The organism is Clostridium sp. LY3-2 (genome assembly GCF_024705715.1).
Classification (GTDB): Bacteria; Bacillota; Clostridia; order Clostridiales; family Clostridiaceae; genus Clostridium.
Map to the genome: position 1 here is coordinate 45164 of NZ_JAMDLQ010000034.1, position 21642 is coordinate 66805.

General features: G+C 27.1%; 18 protein-coding genes. 3 read left to right on the forward strand and 15 right to left on the reverse strand.

Features of this window, described 5'->3' with window-relative positions; translation table 11 throughout:
* Positions 1–61: 61 nt before the first annotated feature.
* The gene (locus M4I33_RS11475) at positions 62–184 is read left to right on the forward strand and encodes a hypothetical protein (protein WP_257916916.1); all 123 of its coding nucleotides are present in this window, start codon (positions 62–64) and stop codon (positions 182–184) included.
* On the opposite strand, the gene yaaA is transcribed toward M4I33_RS11475, so the two are convergent.
* Positions 171–932 (reverse strand): peroxide stress protein YaaA, encoded by a 762-nt coding sequence (yaaA, locus tag M4I33_RS11480; RefSeq protein WP_257916917.1) that lies wholly within the window; start codon positions 930–932, stop codon positions 171–173. The genes M4I33_RS11475 and yaaA overlap by 14 nt on opposite strands.
* A gap of 133 nt (positions 933–1065) precedes the next feature.
* Here yaaA and M4I33_RS11485 point away from each other — a divergent pair, with 133 nt between their 5' ends.
* Entirely contained in the window at positions 1066–1917 is an 852-nt protein-coding gene (locus tag M4I33_RS11485; protein ID WP_257916918.1) for a patatin family protein, read from the forward strand.
* Between the two features lie 8 nt (positions 1918–1925).
* On the opposite strand, the gene M4I33_RS11490 is transcribed toward M4I33_RS11485, so the two are convergent.
* Positions 1926–2684, reverse strand: a complete 759-nt coding sequence (locus M4I33_RS11490) for an acyl-CoA dehydratase activase (protein WP_257916919.1) — start codon at positions 2682–2684, stop codon at positions 1926–1928.
* A gap of 11 nt (positions 2685–2695) precedes the next feature.
* On the reverse strand, positions 2696–3844 hold the full coding sequence (locus M4I33_RS11495) for a double-cubane-cluster-containing anaerobic reductase (RefSeq protein WP_257916920.1): 1149 nt from the start codon (positions 3842–3844) through the stop codon (positions 2696–2698).
* 214 nt (positions 3845–4058) lie between these two features.
* Here M4I33_RS11495 and M4I33_RS11500 point away from each other — a divergent pair, with 214 nt between their 5' ends.
* Entirely contained in the window at positions 4059–6548 is a 2490-nt protein-coding gene (locus M4I33_RS11500) for a cation-translocating P-type ATPase (protein WP_257916921.1), read from the forward strand.
* Positions 6549–6585: 37 nt separating this feature from the next.
* Here M4I33_RS11500 and M4I33_RS11505 read toward each other — a convergent pair whose 3' ends face one another.
* From M4I33_RS11505 to M4I33_RS11560, 12 genes are all read right to left on the reverse strand, one after another.
* On the reverse strand, positions 6586–8763 hold the full coding sequence (locus tag M4I33_RS11505) for a DNA topoisomerase III (RefSeq protein WP_257916922.1): 2178 nt from the start codon (positions 8761–8763) through the stop codon (positions 6586–6588).
* Between the two features lie 71 nt (positions 8764–8834).
* The gene (locus M4I33_RS11510) at positions 8835–9083 is read right to left on the reverse strand and encodes a DUF454 family protein (RefSeq protein ID WP_257916923.1); all 249 of its coding nucleotides are present in this window, start codon (positions 9081–9083) and stop codon (positions 8835–8837) included.
* A gap of 21 nt (positions 9084–9104) precedes the next feature.
* Positions 9105–10019, reverse strand: coding sequence for a lipopolysaccharide assembly protein LapB (locus tag M4I33_RS11515; protein WP_257916924.1), 915 nt, complete (start codon positions 10017–10019; stop codon positions 9105–9107).
* Between the two features lie 13 nt (positions 10020–10032).
* On the reverse strand, positions 10033–10923 hold the full coding sequence (locus tag M4I33_RS11520) for a hypothetical protein (protein WP_257916925.1): 891 nt from the start codon (positions 10921–10923) through the stop codon (positions 10033–10035).
* 16 nt (positions 10924–10939) lie between these two features.
* Positions 10940–11206 (reverse strand): helix-turn-helix transcriptional regulator, encoded by a 267-nt coding sequence (locus M4I33_RS11525; RefSeq protein ID WP_257916926.1) that lies wholly within the window; start codon positions 11204–11206, stop codon positions 10940–10942.
* On the reverse strand, positions 11187–13526 hold the full coding sequence (gshAB, locus tag M4I33_RS11530) for a bifunctional glutamate--cysteine ligase GshA/glutathione synthetase GshB (RefSeq protein ID WP_257916927.1): 2340 nt from the start codon (positions 13524–13526) through the stop codon (positions 11187–11189). The genes M4I33_RS11525 and gshAB overlap by 20 nt, the downstream gene beginning before the upstream one ends.
* A 1-nt stretch (position 13527) precedes the next feature.
* Positions 13528–14871, reverse strand: a complete 1344-nt coding sequence (locus M4I33_RS11535; RefSeq protein ID WP_257916928.1) for an MATE family efflux transporter — start codon at positions 14869–14871, stop codon at positions 13528–13530.
* Between the two features lie 91 nt (positions 14872–14962).
* Positions 14963–15502 carry a rubrerythrin gene (gene rbr, locus M4I33_RS11540; RefSeq protein ID WP_257916929.1) on the reverse strand — a complete coding sequence of 180 codons (540 nt, stop codon included), beginning with the start codon at positions 15500–15502 and terminating at the stop codon, positions 14963–14965.
* Positions 15503–15602: 100 nt separating this feature from the next.
* Positions 15603–16175 carry a hypothetical protein gene (locus M4I33_RS11545; protein WP_257916930.1) on the reverse strand — a complete coding sequence of 191 codons (573 nt, stop codon included), beginning with the start codon at positions 16173–16175 and terminating at the stop codon, positions 15603–15605.
* A gap of 78 nt (positions 16176–16253) precedes the next feature.
* On the reverse strand, positions 16254–16745 hold the full coding sequence (gene tpx / locus M4I33_RS11550; RefSeq protein WP_257916931.1) for a thiol peroxidase: 492 nt from the start codon (positions 16743–16745) through the stop codon (positions 16254–16256).
* A gap of 307 nt (positions 16746–17052) precedes the next feature.
* Positions 17053–20307: a two-component regulator propeller domain-containing protein gene (locus tag M4I33_RS11555; RefSeq protein WP_257916932.1), complete on the reverse strand. Its 3255-nt coding sequence runs from the start codon at positions 20305–20307 to the stop codon at positions 17053–17055.
* Between the two features lie 111 nt (positions 20308–20418).
* Complete coding sequence (locus M4I33_RS11560; protein WP_257916933.1) at positions 20419–21468, reverse strand: hypothetical protein; 1050 nt, start codon at positions 21466–21468, stop codon at positions 20419–20421.
* Positions 21469–21642 lie beyond the last annotated feature (174 nt).

Here is a 21642-nt window from a genome sequence, read left to right on the forward strand (position 1 = left end):
TATATTATAATATTAATGTACAATTTAGTATATAAACTTTATTAGAAAAGAGTGAGAATTAATGAAATTTTTATTATATTTAGTTATCGCAATTCCTTTATTAATAGTAGTTCTTATGATGTTTAATAATTATAAGAAATTAAAAAAAGGTAGAGATAATAGTAAAAAAACTAATTTAAAGTAAAGACTAGTTCTTTAGAAGAACTTAAATCTTCCCTGTATACATAACCTTCTAAATCGAATTTTTTTAAAGATTCAATATCTTTTATTCTATTTTTAATAATATAAGTAGTCATAAGCCCTCTAGCTCTTTTTGCATGGACTGTGACTACTTTATATTTTCCATTTTTAAATTCCTTAAATACAGGTTCTACAACCTTTATATTTTTTAAATTACCTAATTTAGCACTTTTAGAATATTCTTTAGAAGCTAAATTAACTAAAATATCACTTTCAGTTTTTTTAATATCAAAAAGTAAGCATTTATTTATTTTATCGCCCCAGTATTTATATAAACTTTCATCTTCTAGAAAATTATACTTAAGTCCCATTTCTAATCTATATTCTTTAATTTTATCTAAAGGTCTTAAAACTCCATAAAGTCCTGATAATATCCTTAAATGACTATTTGCATATTCTAAATCTTCTTTATTATAAGATTCTATATTAAGACCTCTAAAAGCCTCCCCATTATAACCAAATGCTGCGCTGAAAGTATTTTCATCCCCATCAAAATTATGAATATGTTTAAATACTTCATTTACTATGCTATCAGAAATTTTCATATATTTAGCCAATTCATCAGGATTTAGCTTTTTAAGTTCATCATTTAATTTCTTTGCTTCTTTTATAAACAAAGGATAACTTGATTCTATATTTTTATCTATACTTTTTAATTCCATCTTCTTTGCAGGTGATAATATTACTAACATAATTCCTCCAATATTCTCTATTAATTAATATATTTTATTATAGCATCATTTTTAGATAGTTAATAATAAATTAATTGTATTTTTAAATAAATATGTCTATACTTTATTTTATAATAAATTTTTTGGAGGTAGTATGGTTAGCTTAGTTTTAGAAGGCGGAACTCTTAGACCTATATTTAGCGCTGGAGTTATGGACGCCTTAATTGATAATAATATAACTTTTCCTTATTGTATTGGAGTTTCTGCAGGTATTACAAATGGGTTTTCTTATTTTTCTAATCAAAAAGGTAGAAATCTAGAAATACTAAAAAAATATAGGAATGATAAAAGATATTTAGGATTTAGAAATTTTTTAAAATGCAAAAGTATATTTGGTTTAGATTTTGTATTTGATGAATTACCAAACAAACTTTCCCCTTATGATTTTGACGCTCTAGAAAATTATAAGGGAAGAGTTTTAGTTGGTGTTACTAATGCAAAAACTGGAAAAACTGAATATTTAGACGGTAAAATAAGAGATGATAAAAATATGGCTTTAAGAGCTACTTGCGCAATCCCTTTATTTTTCCCTGCAATTAAAATAAATGGTAATGATTATTACGACGGTGGACTTTTAGATCCAATCCCAATAAAGAAAGCTATAGAAGACGGAAATGACAAACACCTAATTATCTTAACAAGACCTAAAAGTTATAGAAAAACTTTAGGCAAAAGTAATGTTTTAGCGTCTAAAATAGTTGGAAGAAAATATCCAAAACTTAAAGATTCATTTTTAAATAGACATAAAATGTATAACGATACAGTTAAATTCTGCGAAGAACTTGAAAGTTTAGGGAAGGCTATTATTATAAGACCTCAAGAAGAAGAAGCTATTGAAAGTTTTGAAAAAGATATAACTAAATTAGAAAAAGCTTATACTGATGGTTATAATGCTTGTTTAAAAAACTTAGAAAAAATAAATAATTTATTTTTAAAAAATGCTTAGGAACTTTCCTAAGCATTTTTTATCTTTCTATATCCTATGACAGCTGCGCCGATAGCACCAGCAAATTGAGCCGCATCATCTGTTACAACATTCATTTTTAAGTTTTCTTCTAATGTTTTTCTAAATATTTCGTATTTTGATAGACCTCCACTAAAGAATACATCGCCTTCTATATTTAATCTACTTACAAAATTAGCCGTTCTTTTAGAGATAGAATTAATAACCCCAAGGGCTATATCCCCTCTTTCTTTATCTTCTGAAAGCAAACTTATTATTTCACTTTCAGCAAAGACAGTACACATACTTGTTATATTTACAGGTTTTTTATTTAAAGTAAAAACATCTAGATTTTCTATATCTTCTTCTAAAATTCTCATCATAACTTCTATAAACCTTCCGGTTCCAGCTGCGCATTTATCATTCATAAGAAAATCTACTACATTTTTATCTCTATCAAGTAGTATTGCTTTTGAGTCTTGTCCACCTATATCTATTACTGTTCTTATATTTGGATTTAGAAAGTTTGCACCTCTTGCGTGACAAGTTATTTCTGTAACTGACTTATCCGATCTTTCAAGAAGGTTTCTTCCATAACCAGTTGTTACAGTGTATTTTACACCTTCTCTATAGAGCATGTCGTAAACTTTATTTAAACTTTCCTTTGGCTTTGCGTTAGTTTTTATGATTACTTTTTTTATAATCTTTTCTCCATCAAAAAGTACTCCTTTTGTTGTTGTAGACCCTGAATCAATTCCTATAGTATACATTAATTTTTCTCCTAAAGCATTTCAATAAAAGCTGCCATCCTTGTATTAAGTTGACCTATATCTGACGTAGAAAAATCAGTTTCAATACTCATATATGGCTTTTCTTTCTTATCATTTACAAATCTCTTAATAGAAAGTGTCTCAACGTTATAAGTATGGCATGCTGTTAATATAACATCTATAACTGCATCTACTTTATATTCATCTATCATTTTATCTAATAATTTTATTCTGTTTGGGTTTGGTGTCATACAAGAACATCCAATTTTTAAATATTTTTCAGCTAAAGCTTCAAAAACATCTGGATTTTCTTCTGATACTAAATCCTCTACAGCTTTTGCACCACTACAATTTTCAAAAGCAACTACATATGCACCATTGTCTTCAATAGCTTTAATAACTTTTTCTGTAGCAGTTCCTAAAGGGCATCCTGTTATTAATATTCTTGGTTTTTTAGGATATTTATTTTTTATACTCTCTTTTTCTATCTTTTCAATTAATTCTTCCATTTGTTTTGGAATACTTTCTCTATCAAAGCTAAATGTAGTCCCATTTAAAACTTTAAAAATATCTTCACCCTTTAAAACTACAGGATCCTTTTTTCCAAGTTCGTAAAATTTCTTTACTGCTCTTCTTTCATTATTTTTAATTTTTATTGCTCTTTTAATATCATCATCTGATATTTTAACATTAAACATTCCTTCTAAAGTTTCTTTCATCTTAACGATTTCATTTTTCCAAAGTTTTAATCCTTCTTCGCTTTGGCTGTTTGGAAGTTCCATAATAGAAACAGGTTTAAATTCTTTCATATACTCATACATTTTTTTCTTTCCATCACAAGTTGTTTCTCCTACAACTAAATCTGAAAAATAAAAATATGGACATTTGTCAGTTTTACCAAATCCATAACTTGACTTAATTAATGGACATAAATTTCTTGGTAAATCCTTTTCTGCATCACTTATAGTTTCATCAGAACTTGCACAAAGCGATACCGTTTGTGCGCCAAAAGCTAAGGCTAATTCTTGTGGAAAATAAGTACAAAAAACTCCAATAAGCGGAACTCCTTGATCTTTAAGCTCTTTAGCTTTTATAAAACCATTTCTTCTTACCTCTCCAAACTCGTTAAAAATAGTTGGTAAATCTTTTTGTAATTTCATCATTAACTCCCCTTTTTCTTTTATACATACAAATTATACCTTTCTGTTAACATATTTACAATTAACCTATTTAAACAAATTGTAAAGTTTTAAATATAGTTAGATTTTATTATCAATTGATAATATGTTCTAATGAATTTTTGTTGACATTATTGGATTATAAGCATATTATAATTATTATAAAATTATTAATTGAGAATAGGAGGAACTTTTTATGATTAACTATACCGGATTAAATGATGAAGAAATATCTAAATTAAGAAGAAAATATGGATATAATGAACTTATTAAAACCACTAAGATAAACCCTTTTAAAAAGTTTTTAAGTGTTTTTAAGGAGCCTATGTTTTTACTTTTAGTTTTCACTTCCCTTATTTATCTTATTTTAGGCGAGCCTAGAGAAGCTTTAATTATGTTTATATTTATTTCTTTTATAGCTACTATAACTTTTGTTCAAGAATGGAAAACTGAAAAAACTATGGAGGCTTTAAAAGATTTAACATCACCTAAAGTAACTGTAATTAGAAATAGTAAAAAATTTAAAATAAATAGTACAGAGCTATTACCAGGTGATATTATCTATTTAACTGAGGGTGATAGAATTCCAGCTGATTGTTCTGTTTTAGAAGCTTCAAACTTTTCTGTAGATGAATCATCATTAACTGGAGAAAGCATACCTGTATTTAAAACACCAAAATCTAAATCAATAAAAGATAATAATCACTTTAAAAAATACTTACTTTATGCAGGTACCTTAGCTACTTTCGGAAGTTCTATAGCTAAGGTAGAAAAAATTGGACAAGATACTGAGTATGGAAAAATAGGACTAGCTATAAGTATGACTAAAGAATCAAAAACTCCCCTACAAAACAAGGTATCAAAACTTGTTAAAAACCTTGCAATCTTAGGTCTTATTTTATGTATTTCTGTTATTATATTTTCATTTCTTTACACTAATAACATTATAAAAAGCATATTATCTGGCATTACCCTTGCAATGGCTATAATACCCGAAGAATTCCCTGTAGTTTTAACTGTATTCCTTTCACTTGGAGCTTTCAGGCTAGCTAAAAAAAATACCTTAATTAGAAAAATTCCAGCAGTTGAAACATTAGGTTCTACTACAGTTCTTTGCGTTGATAAAACAGGGACTATAACTCAAAATAAAATGAGTGTAACTTCAGTTTATCAAAATTTTAATAACATTCCTTTAAATACTGTTAATGATTTAGATTTTATAAAATTATTAGTCTTATCCTCTGAAAGAAATCCTTATGACCCAATGGAAAAAGCAATAATTAACTTTTCAAAAGAAATTACTGATTTAGATGATTTTTATTCTTTAAAACTAACTAAAAGTTATCCTTTTGATTCTAAAACTAAAAAAATGGCAAATGCGTATATAGTAGATGGCGGATATTATATAGCATCTAAGGGTTCCCCTGAAAAGATGCTAGATATTTCTAACTTAGATAAAAAAGAAAAATTAAAAATTTTAGAAGATGTTGATTCTATGGCAAAGAAAGGATTACGTGTTTTAGCCTTTTGCGATGGATATTCAAAGAAAGTTAATGAAGATATCTCAGAGTACAATTTAGAATTTAAAGGACTTATAGGACTTCAAGATCCTCCAAAGCCTTTTGTAACTGATGCAATAAAAATATGCAAGAAAGCTTCAGTTAGAGTGATAATGATAACTGGCGATTATTCAAAAACCGCAATTTCTATAGGAACTCAAATTGGTCTTTCTTCAAATTCTAAAACATTAAACGGCGATATTATAGATAAAATGAGTGATTCTGAACTTGAAGAAGCTGTAAAAAATTATAATATATTTTCAAGAGTAATTCCAAGTCACAAAATGAGAATTGTAAATGCTCTTAAGAAAAATGGTGAAGTAGTCGCTATGACAGGTGACGGAATTAATGATGCCCCCGCTCTTAAAAATGCTGATATTGGTATATCTATGGGAAAAAGAGGAACAGAGGCTGCAAAAGAAGCTTCTCATATGATTTTAATGGATGATAATTTTACTACAATAGTAAATTCTATAGAAGATGGAAGACGAGTTTATGATAATATAAGAAAAGCTATGGTCTATATTATGGTAATCCACATCCCTATAATGGCGCTAGCTTTGTTTGCACCAATTTTTAATATTCCACAAATACTTCTTCCAGTTCATATAGTTATTTTAGAATTAATCCTAGACCCTACTTGTTCTATAGTTTTTGAAGGTGAGCCTAAAGAGGAATATATTATGGAAAAACCACCTCGCCCTAAAGATGAACCACTATTAACTAAACCCTTAGCTATAAAAGTTATAATTCAAGGAACAGTTATGTTTCTAGCATCATTTTTACCTTTTTACTATTTAATAAATTCTGGTGCTAGTGAAGACTATTCTAGAACATTTTCATTAGTTGTTTTAATAATTGCTAATATATTTTTAGTTTTAGTTAATAGGTCAAATACTAAATATATCTTTAGTATTTTTAAAGAAAAACAAAACAAAGCAAGGTTTTATATAAACAGCATCGCTTTATTGATTTTATTGTCAATAATATATATACCTTACTTTCACCAAATATTTAAAACTACCTATTTAAGTTTAAACTCATTTTTAATAGCCGCGCTTATAGGATTTATTTCAACATCTTGGTTTGAAATAGTTAAATTATATAACAATAATAAAAGAAAGTAAAAATAGACACCAATATTTTATATTGGTGTCTAAAATTTTATTTAAAATCTTTTAAAAGAGCAGCAAACGGATTGTTAATATCAGCTTCCGCTTCTTTTTTCATTTTTTGCATTATTTTATTAGTTTCTCTTTTGTTTACCTTACTATTTTTTTCAAATCTCTTTTTAAATACAGATTCTTTTTCTCTAAAATTACAGTTATCCCCAGGACAAACGTATATTTTACCTTCTCCTGAACCCCTAAGTTCTAATTTTTTCTTACATTCTGGGCATCTTGCATTTGTAATTCTTGAAATATTTTCTCTATGTCCGCACTCTCTATCTTGGCAAACATACATTTTACCTTGTTTTCCTTTAACTTCAAGCATGTATTTACCGCACTCAGGGCATTTTTTACCTGTTAAATTATCATGCTTAAACTTATTTTCATCAAGTTTTATGTTTTGAACTAAAGCAACTGTATAGTTTCTTATTTCTTTTAAAAACATATTTGAATCTTCTTTTCCCTTACTTATAGCTTCAAGTCTTCTTTCCCATTCCGCTGTAAGAAGTGGTGATTTTAAATCTTCTGGTACTAAATCTATAAGTTGCTTCCCTTTTGAAGTTGGATATATATCTTTACCCTTTTTTTCAATTACAAAAGAATTAAATAATTTTTCTATAATATCAGCTCTTGTAGCAACGGTTCCAAGCCCTCCAGTTTGATTTAGAGTTTTTGCTGATTCTTTATCTACAGTTATATATTTTTGTGGGTTTTCCATAGCTGATAAAAGTGTAGCTTCGTTAAATCTTGAAGGTGGAGTTGTATGATTCTTTTTAACTTCTATCTCTTTAACGTTTATTTCATCACCTTTATTTATAACAGGTAAAGTCTGATTTTTTATATCTTCTAAAGAATCCTCTTCTTCTGACTTATCATAAAGCTTTTTAAATCCTTTATCTTTTTCAACTCTTCCTTTAGCAATTAATCTTTCACCATTGATTTCACCTTCTAAAGTAGTTTCAACATAAGTGTATGCACTCATAAGGTGGCTTAAAAATCTTTTAACTACTAAATCATATACTCTTCTTTCATCTAAACTTAAAAGAGCTAAATTCCCTCTTTCTTCTGTTGGAATAATAGCGTGGTGGTCAGAAACCTTTGAGTTATCTACAAAGCTTTTGTTTCCTTTGATATCTTTTTTTAATATATTTTCACAAATCCCTCTATATTCACCTATAGCTACAGCTTTAACTCTATCTTTTAAAGTTCCTACAACATCTGTAGTTACAAATCTTGAATCAGTTCTAGGATAAGTTAAAACCTTATAATTTTCATATAGCCTTTGCATAACATTAAGTGTTTGTTTTGCTGAAAATCCATACATTCTATTACAATCTCTTTGAAGTTCAGTTAAATCATATAAAGCTTTAGGATAAGCCTTTTTATCCTTGCTATTTACGTTTACTATTTTAAGATTTGAACCTTTTAATTTATTTTCTAATCTTTTACTAAAATCTAAATCAAATATTCTTCCGTTATTATCTTTATTTACCCAAGTAAAATTACATTTATCAGCTTTTACATTTATAGTATGATACTCTTTTGGTTTAAAGTTTTTAATTTCATCTTCTCTATTTACTATAAGGCTTAGAGTCGGAGATTGAACTCTACCAGCTGAAAGCTGAGCGTTGTATTTACAAGTTAATCCTCTAGTTACATTTAATCCAACTAACCAATCAGCCTCTGCTCTGCATACTGCAGCTTTAAATAAATTATCATAAAGTCTTCCATCTTTTAAATTATTAAATCCATCTAATATCGCTTTATTAGTTTGAGATGAAATCCAAAGTCTCTTAATAGGCTTATTAGAATGTGCTTTTTCTAAGATCCATCTTGCAACTAATTCCCCTTCACGACCGGCATCAGTCGCTATTATAATATCTTTTACATCTTCTCTAAATAAAAGCTTTTTAACTTCGTTATATTGTTTTGATGTTTTTCTTAAAACTTCAATTTTCATATGCTTTGGAAGCATAGGTAGAGTTTCCATACTCCATTTTTTATATTTATCTGAATATCTTTCTGGGTCTTGAAGCCCTACTAAATGTCCAAGGGCCCAAGTAACTATATATTTATCACCTTCTATAAAACTACCTTTATTTTTATTACATTTTAAAACTTTTGCTATATCTCTTCCTACAGAAGGTTTTTCTGCTAAAACTAATGATTTCATATTATTCCTCTTTCTTTAAGTAACTTTAATTAGTATTATATCACAATATTAAACCAATAAAAAAAGCCAGTCTATTTTAGACCGCCTTTTTTCTTATTTTTCCAATTAATAAATTTATCTACGTACTTTTTAATATGTTCATTATAGATTTTTGTACTTTTTACCCAAGCTGAAAACCTCTTTGATACTCTCATCAAACAAAATACTGTTATTCCAAAAAATATATAAGCTGGGATAACTGGTAGTATTATGCCTATTATTCCAATAAATAATGAAATTATCGCCATTATAATATAAAATATTCTTTTTATGTTTGACAAGAAATCACCTACTTTATAATTTTAAAAGAATAAAAGTTTATATTCTTTTAAATCTCTTATAGAATCAAGTTCTTTATCTTTTTTCATATATTCAATAAAGAAATCATCTAATTCTATACTTTTTAATATATCTTTAAAAGCATTTTCTTTTTCTTTTATAATAGAATAAAAGCATCCTCTATTATAATAAAGAAAAGCCGTTTCTTTGTTGTTTTTTATTCCTTCTGTAATTATTTTTATAGCAGTTTTATAATCTTCTCTTTCTCTATAGATAACGCCTAAATTTAAATAACTAAATGGGAATTCTTGATTTTTTAAAATTGATTTTCTGTAAAACTCCATAGCTTCTTTTTCATATCCCAAATTTTTATAAACCACACCTGCATTAAATAAAATCCTAAAATTATTTTTATCTATTTTAAGTGCATTATCTATATACATTTTTGCATTTTTATAATCCTGTTTTTCTTCATAAATACAAGAAAGGTTAGCATTTGCCCAAAGATCATTTTCATTTATTTCTAAAGTCTTTTTATAAAGTCTTATTGCCTCTTCTTTATCTCCTTCTTCATCGTAGATATTAGCTAAAAAGAAATATGCCTTATCATAATTTTCATTTAATTCTATAGCCTTCTTATAATAAACTTTTGCAGCATTATATTTTCTATTATCATCATATAAAGTTCCAAGACCGTAAAAGGCTCTCTCTTCAAGAGGGTCTAATTTTAAAACTTCCTCATACTTTTCTTTTGCAAGATTATATTGTTTAAATTCGTGGTAGATAAGTGCCATATCTAAAAGTAGTTCTATATCATTTTTACCAAAATCAAAACTATATGCTTTTTTATAAAATTTAAGCCCCTTTAGCTTATTTCCTTCTTCAATAAAGGTTCTAGCAACATTTAAATGATTTAAATATACATATTTATTATCCAAAACAATTCTCCTTTTAGTTTTCAATGAAGAAAGGTTGTAGCCAAGCACGCGCTCCATCTTCCCTATAAACTTCTACTCTTACATAGCCTTCATTTCCTTTAACTTTGTAAGAAGCCTTCACTCCCTTTTCTTCTTTTAAAACCTCACCATTTTTCGAAATAAATTTAAAAAATACATAAGGAACTCTCTCATCGCCTTTTTCTAAAGATATTATATTATCTTCTACTTTAATATTTTTAACCTTAACTCCAAAAGACGCATAAAAACTTCCTCTTTTAATTGCATTTAAAATAGATTCTATGCTTTTTTCTTCTGCTAAAACATAGTTATAAGCCCCACCTGCTCTTGAAAAAATATGCATATCATCATTTGCAAAACCAAATACTTTTTTACCACTTGATAATAGTTCATCCCATAAATCAGTAGCAGTAGCTCTTCCCTTACAATCCATTCTAACGTTATTATTAAATATTTCTATACCAACATATCCATAAAGCTCATTTAATCTTTCAAATGTCCAATAATCTTCTTTTCCCATATGAGGATGACAAATTATATTTATTCCTCCAAAATCATTTACTTTTTTAAATAGTTCATTATGGTTTGAATCATTTAATTCATCATCAAAATATTCTTTAACATTTATACCTAAAGTTTGATGATTAGATTTTTTAAATTCTACTCCATTTATTAAAAGAATATCGTCTCTGTTTTTATATTTACTTAAATCAGTAATTCTATAATGGTCAGTTATAGCTAAAAAATCATATTCCATTTTGTAGCTAGTATACATATTTATTATTGTTTCTAAATCATAATGTCCACAAGGACTTTCTTTTGTATGTGTGTGAAGATTCCCCTTAAAGAAATCTCCACTATATCTGTAGTTATTTATAATTTTCATTAAAGCACCTCACATTTTATTTCATCATTTCTTCAACAATCTTTACAACATCTTTAATTTTTTCATCAGTTAGACTATAGTAAGTATACATTCCAACCTTTTTGCAAGATAAAACATTTCCGTTTTTTAAAATCCTAAGATGTTTTGAAATGTTTGCTTGAGAAGATTCTATATTATCGTTTATATGACATACACAAGTAGGTCCATCATATAATTCCTTTACTATCTGAATTCTAAGTGGATGACCTAATGCTTTAAAAAATTCACATGCCGTATCTTTCATTAAAATTAATCTCCTTAAATAATAACTTTAATACCTTTTCAGAAACCTTTCTATTTATTCCTTTATAAGGGAAACAATGAATATGGATAGCTGGATTAAAGTTAATTTCTATTATTCCGTAATTATTTATATTTGCTTTTTCTTTAATATTTTTAATCATTACATCTACACCAGTAATTTTAGCATCTACAGTTTTAGCACACTCTATTGCAATCTTTTTATAACTTTCATCTATATCATCAGTAAAATCAATACTATCCCCACCAGTACTAATATTTGAGTTTTCTCTTAAATAAACTACTTCTCCACTTTTAGGAATATAATTAAAATCTTTATTAGATTCTTTTAAAAATGTTTCTTCTATCTCTGTAAGACTTATCTTTTCTAAAGGAGTTTTATAACCCTTTCCTCTTAATGGGTCCATATTTTTAATTTCTACAAGTTCTTTTATAGTCTTTTCTCCGTCTCCTGTTACGTTTGCAGGAACTCTATGAAGTATTCCTACAACTTCATCTTCTATAACTAAAAATCTATATTCTTTACCTTCTATAAATTCTTCAATTAAAATAGACCTATCCTCTGAAAATGCAATTTCAACTGCTCTTTTATAATCTTTAAAAGAAGGTGAAGCTTTAAATATACTAATTCCTATTCCAAAATTAGTTGTTTTAGGTTTTACAACTAAAGCCTTATTTTCATATTTATAAAAATCTTCTAAAGCATCATCTATTTTTTCATAATATCCACCCTTAGGCACTCTTATATTATTCTTTTCTAAAACTTTTTTAGTCACAAGTTTATTTTCCATAATTAATGCCGTAATATAGCTATCTTTAGAAGTTTTAGTTGCTTGTTTTACATACTCAGTATGTCCTTTATAGTTTAGAGATATAAAATTTTCATCTCTATCTAAAATATCAAATTTGATTCCATTTTTTAAAGCATCAATAATTAAAATTTGAGTTGATAGTTCAAAATCTTCATAACCGATTAATTTAAATGCTTCTTTTTTGCTTTCTTCTAAATATTTTTTAGAAAGGTCTATAAAGTAATCTGAGTACTTACTTTCTCTTATATCCTTTATAATTCTACTTGAAATTGTAGTCTCTGGTTTTAAAAATCTTATCTTTGCTATATCTAAAACCTTTTTATATTCCTCATCACCATGAAATAAAGTATCTACTATTTTTTGGAGTTCACTTATTATTTTAAACCCTGCTTCTTCAATTAAGACATCTTTCCCATCAATTTTTACAAATTTTTCATCTTTATTATCTAAAGTTTTATTATCATTTTCTATTATTTCATTATGTACTTCTATAGTATATTTTTCATCATCTTTAAAAGCAGTATATAAAAGAAATAAATGCATTAAATATAAAGTATCAAGTGAAACACCACATTGCTCCGTAGGGTCTAAATCTAACATCCTTATTTCTATATACTCTACTCCATCCTTTTTTAAATTCTCTAAAACATTTTTAGGATTTTTTGTTTTAAATCTTATAGGACTATAGTATTCTTTTGCACTTTGAATGCATTTATCTTGGATTAATCTATAAACATCTTCTACATAACTATTTAAATCATTATATGATACATAATAATCTTCATTATTTTTATATCCGCATTTACTATTTCTTAAAGAATAGATTCCCTTTAAGTAATAATCTTCTCTTCCTATTCTCTCACTTGACTTAGTACATTTATTACAGTAGCTTTTATGAAAAACTGGGCTTGCACCAGTTAAATAAACTAAAAACCATTTATACTTTAAAAAGTTTCTTCCAATTTTAAAATATAAATCATCCTTGAATTCTCTAAATGTTTTATTGCAGTTTAGAGTATTATATATATCTTTTAAAAGATCTTCTTTAAAGGAGAAATTAAAATGAACTCCACTTATTAATTGTTTCTTTGCACCGTATTTTTGCATTAAGTTTTCTCTATATTTAACTTCTTCTAAATTATTAAGTTTAGCAACCTTTATTTTATTAACATCTGTAATTACAGGTGGATTACTTTGAGGCCAAAGATACTCACCACTATTAAGTTCTAAAGAAGCTATATTATGAAGATTTCTAATATAATTATAAGCTTCTAAAACAGTAGATACAGCTGGCGTTACAAGTTCTATTTGACTTTCTGAAAAGTCTCTTTTTATAAATTCATTATCTTCTAAAAATATCTTTGGATGATCTGTAGATGCAATTTCTCCATTTTTATCTACCCGTATATTTTCTTTCTCTATTCCAAAATTACCTTTTTTAAATTTACTTTTAAAATTATTTTCGTTTATCATTTTCAAAAATTTATCCATATTATTGCACCTCTTTTTTTAACTTTTTAAAATTAAACATAAACCATATAACAAGTATTACACCTTTAAATATACTACTTATACTAATACTTAACCATATACCATCTATTCCAAATAGATAGCTCTTTGATAAAATTATAGCAAAAGGTATCCTAAGCGCACTAAAAATCACACTTATTATAGGCGGTATAAATGTTTTCCCTATCCCATTAAAAGCCCCTACAGTAAAGAGTTCCATACACATAAATACTTGTGATATACCAAGTATTTTCATATAACTTGAACCCATAGTTAGAGCTTCATTAGAATTTAAAAATATTTTAAATATTGGTTCTGGAAATAAAATAAATATAAAGGAAACTATACTTCCAAAAGCAATTGTCATAATAAGTCCCCTAAAGTATCCTTCTTTAATTCTATCGAATTTTTTAGCACCATAATTTTGCCCTACATAAGCTGCTATTGCACCTTGAAGTCCTCCAATTGTTATATAGGAAATTGACTCTATTTGAACTCCAACCTTTTGAACTGCAATAGCTGTCGCTCCAAAATTAGCTACTATTTTTGCAATTACCATAGAAATTAAAATAAAAGTTACTCTTTGAAGAGTTATAGGCACTCCCATCTTTATTACTTCAAATGCTCTTCTTAAATCTAATTTAAAGTCTTTAAATATATTTTTTATATTTTTATATGATATAAAAACAAAAACTAATAAAACTACAATCCTTGCTATAAGGGTAGCTATAGCAGCGCCACTTACTCCAAGGCCTTTAAAATTTCCAACTCCAAATATTAAAATCGGGTCTAATACCATATTAAAAATAAAACCTATAGTATTTGCCCTAAATGGTATTTTGCTATTTCCATAGCTATTTAAAATAGTAGTAAATAGTGAATTAAAAAACATAAATATTATTCCAAGGGAAGATAATACTAAATAATTTTCTGCCATATTTACTACGTATTGATTATTCAAATCATAAAATCCTATTAAACTCTTTTTAAATATACATAAAAATATAGTATAAGCTATTCCTATTATAAGAGTTAATACTATACTATTATTTATATAAAAGCTTTTAGATTCACTATCATCTTTTCCTATAGCATGAGATAACTTTACTCCCGTACCAATTAGAACTAATGTGAAAATTGCAAGCGCAAGATTAATAAAAAAGCTTGCAGTTCCAATAGCTGCTACTGAATCACTACCAAGTCTTCCAATCCAAATCATATCAATCATACCATAGGCTGTTTGAATAAAATTTGTAATTATTATAGGAAGAGATAATTTTACTAAAGAATTTATAATTTTTCCATTTGTTAAATCTATTGTTTTCATATTCCACCTCCACTTTATAACTATATAACTATATGGTTATAAAGTAAAGAAAAAATTTAGCATGCTTAGTTTATTTAAGCATGCTAAGGTTTTAAAAATCTTCTAAAACTATTTCAAAGAATGCTCTAGGATGATCGCAAACTGGACAATTAACAGGGGCTATTTCCCCTTCAAATATGTAACCACAGTTTTGACATCTCCACTCTACCTTTTTATCTTTTTTAAAAATTTTTCCTGAATTTAATAACTCATATAATAATTTATATCTTTCATCATGCTTTTTTTCGATCTTTCCAACTTCATTTAGCAAAAACGCTATTTTTTCAAAGCCTTCTTCTTTTGCTGTTTCTGAAAACTCTTTATACATATCTGTCCATTCGTAGTTTTCTCCGCTATATGCATCTTTTAAATTGTCTAAAGTATTTGGCATTTCACCACCATTTAATAGCTTTAGCCATATTTTAGCGTGTGCCATTTCGTTGTGGGCAGTTTCTTCAAAAACATCTGCTATAACGTTACATCCTTCTTTTCTAGCTTCTTTTGCATAAAAAGTATACTTATTTCTAGCTGCAGACTCACCTTTAAAAGCCTCCATAAGGTTTTTTTCTGTTTTACTTCCTTTTAAATCCATTGATAAACACCTCTTTAATATTAATTACTTTAATATTTTTAGCATTTATCAATACTTTATTCATCAAAAAGGAAACTGATTTAATCAGTTTCCTTTTAACCTACCTTCTATGCCTTCTTCTACCGTTCCCATTATTTCCATTCATATTACCGTTCATGTTATTATTCATGTTACCGCCCATATTTTGGTTGTAATTTCCACCGTTATTCATTAGCATATTAAGTAGCTCGTTAACATCTACGTTGTTCCCATTCATGCTTCTGTTTTGATTATTCATCCCATTTTGCATGTTTTGAGGTTGCATGTTTCCATTTTGCATCGCGTTTAATAACATATCCATCATGTTGTTATTTCCCATGTTACCATTCATGTTATTTCCCATATTAGAGTTCATATTATTATTTCTCATATTCTGGTTCATGTTATTATTCATTCCGTTTTGCATAGGATTCATCCTATTTCCTTGCATTCCAGAAAATCCGTTCATAAGCATATTTAATAGTGGATTTCCACCCATACCTTGCATGCCTCCCATCATATTCTGCATACCGCCCATCATGTTTTGCATTCCTCCCATATTAGGATTCATACCACCCATTAGGCCTGCAAGAGGATTCATACCACCCATCATAGGACCCATTCCGTTCATAAGCATATTTATTAGTGGGTTCATATAATACTTCCTTTATATTAATCTCTCACTATATTATAGAAATTTGTATCTCTTTTGATACTAAGTACACTTAAATAATTAAAGTTCTTTTAATGCTTTTAAAATTTCATCGTAAGATGGATGATCACTTATATCTTTGCAATATTCAACAAACTTAACATTGTTGTTTTCATCTAATATGAATGTTGCTCTAGCTAAAAGTCCCATTTCTTCTATATATACTCCATAGTTTTCACCAAAGCTTCTATCTTTGTAATCTGATAGAGTTTTAACATTTTCTACATCTTCAAGTCCACACCATCTTTTTTGTGCAAAAGGTAAATCCATTGAAACTACATAAATAGTTACATCTTCTAATTTTGCAGCTTCTTTATTAAATCTTTTTACTTCTAAATCACAAACTGGTGTATCTAATGAAGGTACAGTTAAAAATACTCTTTTACCTTCTGTATCTTTTAATTTTACAGGTTTTAAATCATTATCATATACTACAAAATCAGGTGCTTGTTCTCCTACCCTAACCTCTGCCCCTCTTATAGTAATTTTTTGTCCTTGTGCTGTTATTTCCATTTTTATCACTCCTTAAATTTCTTTCTTTATATACATAATACTACATTTATCTGTAGTAGTTGTTAAGAAATAATTAATATTATTTATAATTTTCTTGAACCTTTCACTTTTTATTATTTACTTAATTTATGTTTTTATTATATCTTCATAAAATAAAAAAAGTGGCTCTGCCACACTATCTAATAACCTCACTTTTTGACTTGAAAAACCTTATTTTAATGTTGACTTTCAAATTTATTCTAATTATAATTTTATACTTTCCTATACGTTAAAAAAGAAGTTAGAATTATTCTAACTTCTCTTATACTTATTCTTTATTTTCGTAATTTACAGGAAGAGTTATTATAAATTTAGAACCCTTTCCTTCTTCACTCTCTACGGATATTTTACCATTATGAAGTTCAACTAAATTCTTAACTAAAGTAAGCCCTATACCACTACTACAATGCTTACTAGATACTATCGCTTCAACTTGGGCAAACCTATCAAAAATCACGTTTTGGTTTTCTTTTGATATTCCGATACCAGTATCTTTTACAATTAAATCTACAGTATCTCCATTATCTTTAAATCCAATATAAATACTACCACCCTCTGGTGTAAATTTCACAGCATTAGAAATAAGATTTATAATGCATCTTTCAATCTCTGTAGGGTCACAGACTATTGTCTTTTCTTCCACATCTGGGTCTATTATAAGATCTAGTCCATTTTCCTCAATATAAACTTTCATAGAAAGTGCAACCTCTTCTAAAAGATATACTATGTCTACTTTTTCACATTTTAATCTATATTGTCCTGCCTTTATTTTAGAACTATCTATTAAATCATTAATAACCTTTAATAAGGTATTAGAATTCATTTTAATAATTCCCATATATCTATTTATATCATCTTTTTTAATACCTTTTTCAGAGTTATTTAAACTTGTTATTAACTGCTCTGACGATAGTATTACATTAAGTGGTGTTCTTAATTCATGAGATAAGTTAACTATATACGTGTTTCTAAATTCTTCTGCTTTTATTAGTTCCTTATTTAAAGTATCTTTTTCAACTAATTCTTTATTTAATTGAATAGTTCTAACTCTAACTAAACCGCCAAGTATTTTAACGTAGTTTACAGTAAAAAATACAATAGCGCAAATTATTGCTAAATAAATAACATAAGCTACTTTACTTTTATACCAAGCTTCTTTTATGTTAATCTTAAATTCGCGTACATCACTAACTTCACCCATCCCATTACTAGTTCTTACTTTAAACTTATAATGTCCAGATGGTAAATTTGTATAACTTACATAATTTCTTTGCCCTGAATATATCCAATCTTTATCAAAGCCTTCAAGCATATACTCATAGTTACTTTTTCCTAAATTGCTATAATAGGGCTTAAAAAATTCAATTGAAAAAGTATTTTCATTGTTTTTAAGGCTTATATCATCACTAAATTTAATATCATTGTTATTGTAAACCTTAAAGCTAGATATTGTTACCTTTACATCATCTTTTGCATCTCTTCTAACATCATCTGGAAAAAATGCTGTAACTCCATTTATTCCTCCAAAATACATTTCCCCATCTTTATTTTTAAATTCAGCTGTACCATTAAACTCGTTACTTTGAAGTCCATCTACCACCGTGTAATTATCAAAGGTTTCTGTTTTTTGATTAAACTTAGATAAGCCACCATTTGTACTTATCCACAAATTATTATAATTATCAATTAATATGCCATATGTATAATCATTTGCTAAACCATTCTTTTCAGTATACGTCGTAAATTTATCAGTTTTTGGATCTAACTTACATATTCCATAAGAGGTTGTAGCCCAAATAAAACCATTTTTATCTTCATTTATCCCTTTAACAGCATTATTACTTAAAGACTCTAGATTACCTGATTGATTTTTATAAACTTTTACTTTTTTAGAATCAGGATTATATTTTATTAAGCCGCCATTCCAGCCCATTCCAAACCAGAAGTTTCCTTTAGAGTCTTCAAATATTCTTCTAACGTAAGTTTCTCCTACATTATTGTCTATAAATATATTGTTTAAATTTGTAAATTTCCCAGTCTTTGGATCTAAAACATCTAACCCATCACGAGTTCCTATCCAAAGCTGACCCTTTTTATCAAAATAAAGATCCCGAACGTCATTATGAATTAATGAATTTTTATTATCTAAGTGGTAATATCTTTTTATTTCATCAGTCCTTGGGTCTAAACTCGCCATCCCATCTTTTGTAGCAACCCAAATATTTCCTTCACTATCTCCTGTTACTTGAAACAAAGTGTTACTTGGAATAGAATTTTTATTTTTAGGATCAAATGTGTATTGTTTAACTTTTCCAGTCTTTTTATTATAAGCATTTAAACCGTTGTTATTTGTACCTATCCAAAGTGTCCCATCCTTATCTTCATAAATCCCTCCAATTGAGTTACCACTTAAGGAATTATCTTCAAAAGGTCTCTTTTTATAATTTATAAAGTACTGATTTGGATTTAAAATACTTATACCACTATAAGTACCTATCCACATTAACCCTTCTCTATCTCTATATATACTTTGAACACTAGTATTTACTAACGAGTCTGAGTCGTATTGATTATTAGTATAAACATTTGTGCTTCCGTCAGAATGAGAATATTTAATAAGTCCACCCTTACTCCCAATCCAAATGTCTCCGTTTAAATCTTCATAAATACTATTAATAGCGTATTTTTCAGACCCATATAATTTATTTATATTTTTTAAATCATCAAATTTCTTATTGTCTAAGTTATACTTGAAAATACCTCTAGATTGTGTGCCTATCCAAAGATTATTAAAAGTATCTCTATATAGTTTTGTAATAGTAGCTTCTTCTAGTTCACTAAACTTCTTACTTTCTACTCGAGTAACCTTATCTGAATTTATATCAACTTTATTAAGCCCTTCCTTTGTACCTACCCAAATAGTTCCATCTATACCTTCGCAAATTCCAGTTATAAAATTCCTGCTTAAAGTTTTGCTATTTACATCTCCAAAGAAATATTTTTTAAATTCACCAGTAGAACTATCATATTTATTTAATCCATTTTCAGTTCCTATCCAAAGGTTACCCTTACTATCTATAAACAAATCCCAAATATGCTTATTTGATATTTTTTTAGGATCATTTATATCACTGTAGATTCTTTGTACTGTAGATGTTTTTCTATCTAATTTACTAAGTCCAGAACTAGAGCCAATCCAAAGATAACCATCTCTATCTTCAACAATAGACCCGATTATACCTGGCCATAATGTATTTTCTTCATTTTCTGTACCCTTAATAACTGTAAAGTTGTAGCCATCATATCTATTTAGTCCATCATTAGTTCCAAACCACATATATCCTTCTTCATCTTGATATATAGAGTAGACTGACCCCTGTGATAATCCATTATTTATAGTTAAGTTTTTAAATTTAAGATACTTGTCCTTTTCCTTTGCAAAAGCCACTTCGCTTATAACTACAGAAAAAGTGATAAATACCATAAAAATAATACAAAACTTCAAAAATCTCCTTTTATTCAATTTGTCCCCCTCACCTTTCGACATTTTCCAATTTTATTATATTTTCACATAATTATTTTTCATTGTCAACGAAAGGGATAATTAAACGCACTTAAAAAAAGAGTAGAAAATCTACTCTTTTTTTAAAATTTCTTTAATTTTATAATCATTAATGCTATTTTTTATGGACATCTTATACTTTAAACCTTCAATAATTAAATACTTTTCAATCTCTTCTGTATTTGTTTGTACAACTTCTTTATCTTTTTTAAATTTTTTAAAAATCCTTCCTTCTTTTTCATTATCTTTTTTTAGAAGTTCTTCATAGAGTTTTGATATTTTACTTTCATCTGTTTCAACTTCATCTTTAAAGCTGTATTTTAAAATTTCAAATTTTTCTAAATTTAAATCGAATTTAGAGTTTATCTTTATTATTTCATTATCTAATGTTTTTTCTATTATTTTTATTTCATAATCTATTTGTTTTAGATAATCTTTTTTTATATTTATCATTTCAAAATCAGTTATATCATCCTCTTTTTTATCAAATATTTTATTTCTATTTTGCAGCTTTATTTTATTTACTATCATATATATAGCCTTTACTATATACTCATCGAATATTTCTTCTAATTCTTTTTTATATTCTTCAAATTTATAATTTAAATAATTAATTCCTGCTATATTTTCTGCAATTTTAACTATATTTTTTTCATAAGAATTCACTAAAAAAACTCTTTCTTTTTTAAGGCAAGTACAAGCCCTTAGGTATAATGAATCTATTTTATTCTTTTTAACCTCATCTTTATCTTTTATAAATAGAACATAATCGTCTTTTGCTTCACTTTTTATATTATCAATAAAAGATGATAGTATTTTACTATCTTCTTTTGCACTACACTCATAAAAGTATATATTTTTAACTTCATCTATATAGGAGTTTTTAGATATTTTTTCTAATATATTTTGTAGATTTAAAAAATCTATTTTAAAATTAGTAACATCTACTACCCTTAATATTAAATCTTCTTTCGTATTTCTCCCTTTAAATGAAATGAAATCTTCTAAACCCTTTAATTTTTCTCTAGTTGCATTATCAAACTTTTTCTCTTCTAAATATTTTATTATAGTATTTTCATCTACTGTATTTCCGCATCTAAAAACAATATTGACACATAACATTTTCTTCCCCCACTTTCATTTCCTTATAATATATTGTATATAAAAACCATTTCTTTTTCTACTACATATTTTCAACATATTATTCAAATTTATATTTTTATTTATAGATTATGTATTGCAATATTATAATAATTTTCATAATAAAGAAAAAAGCAATTAACAAAAGTTAATTGC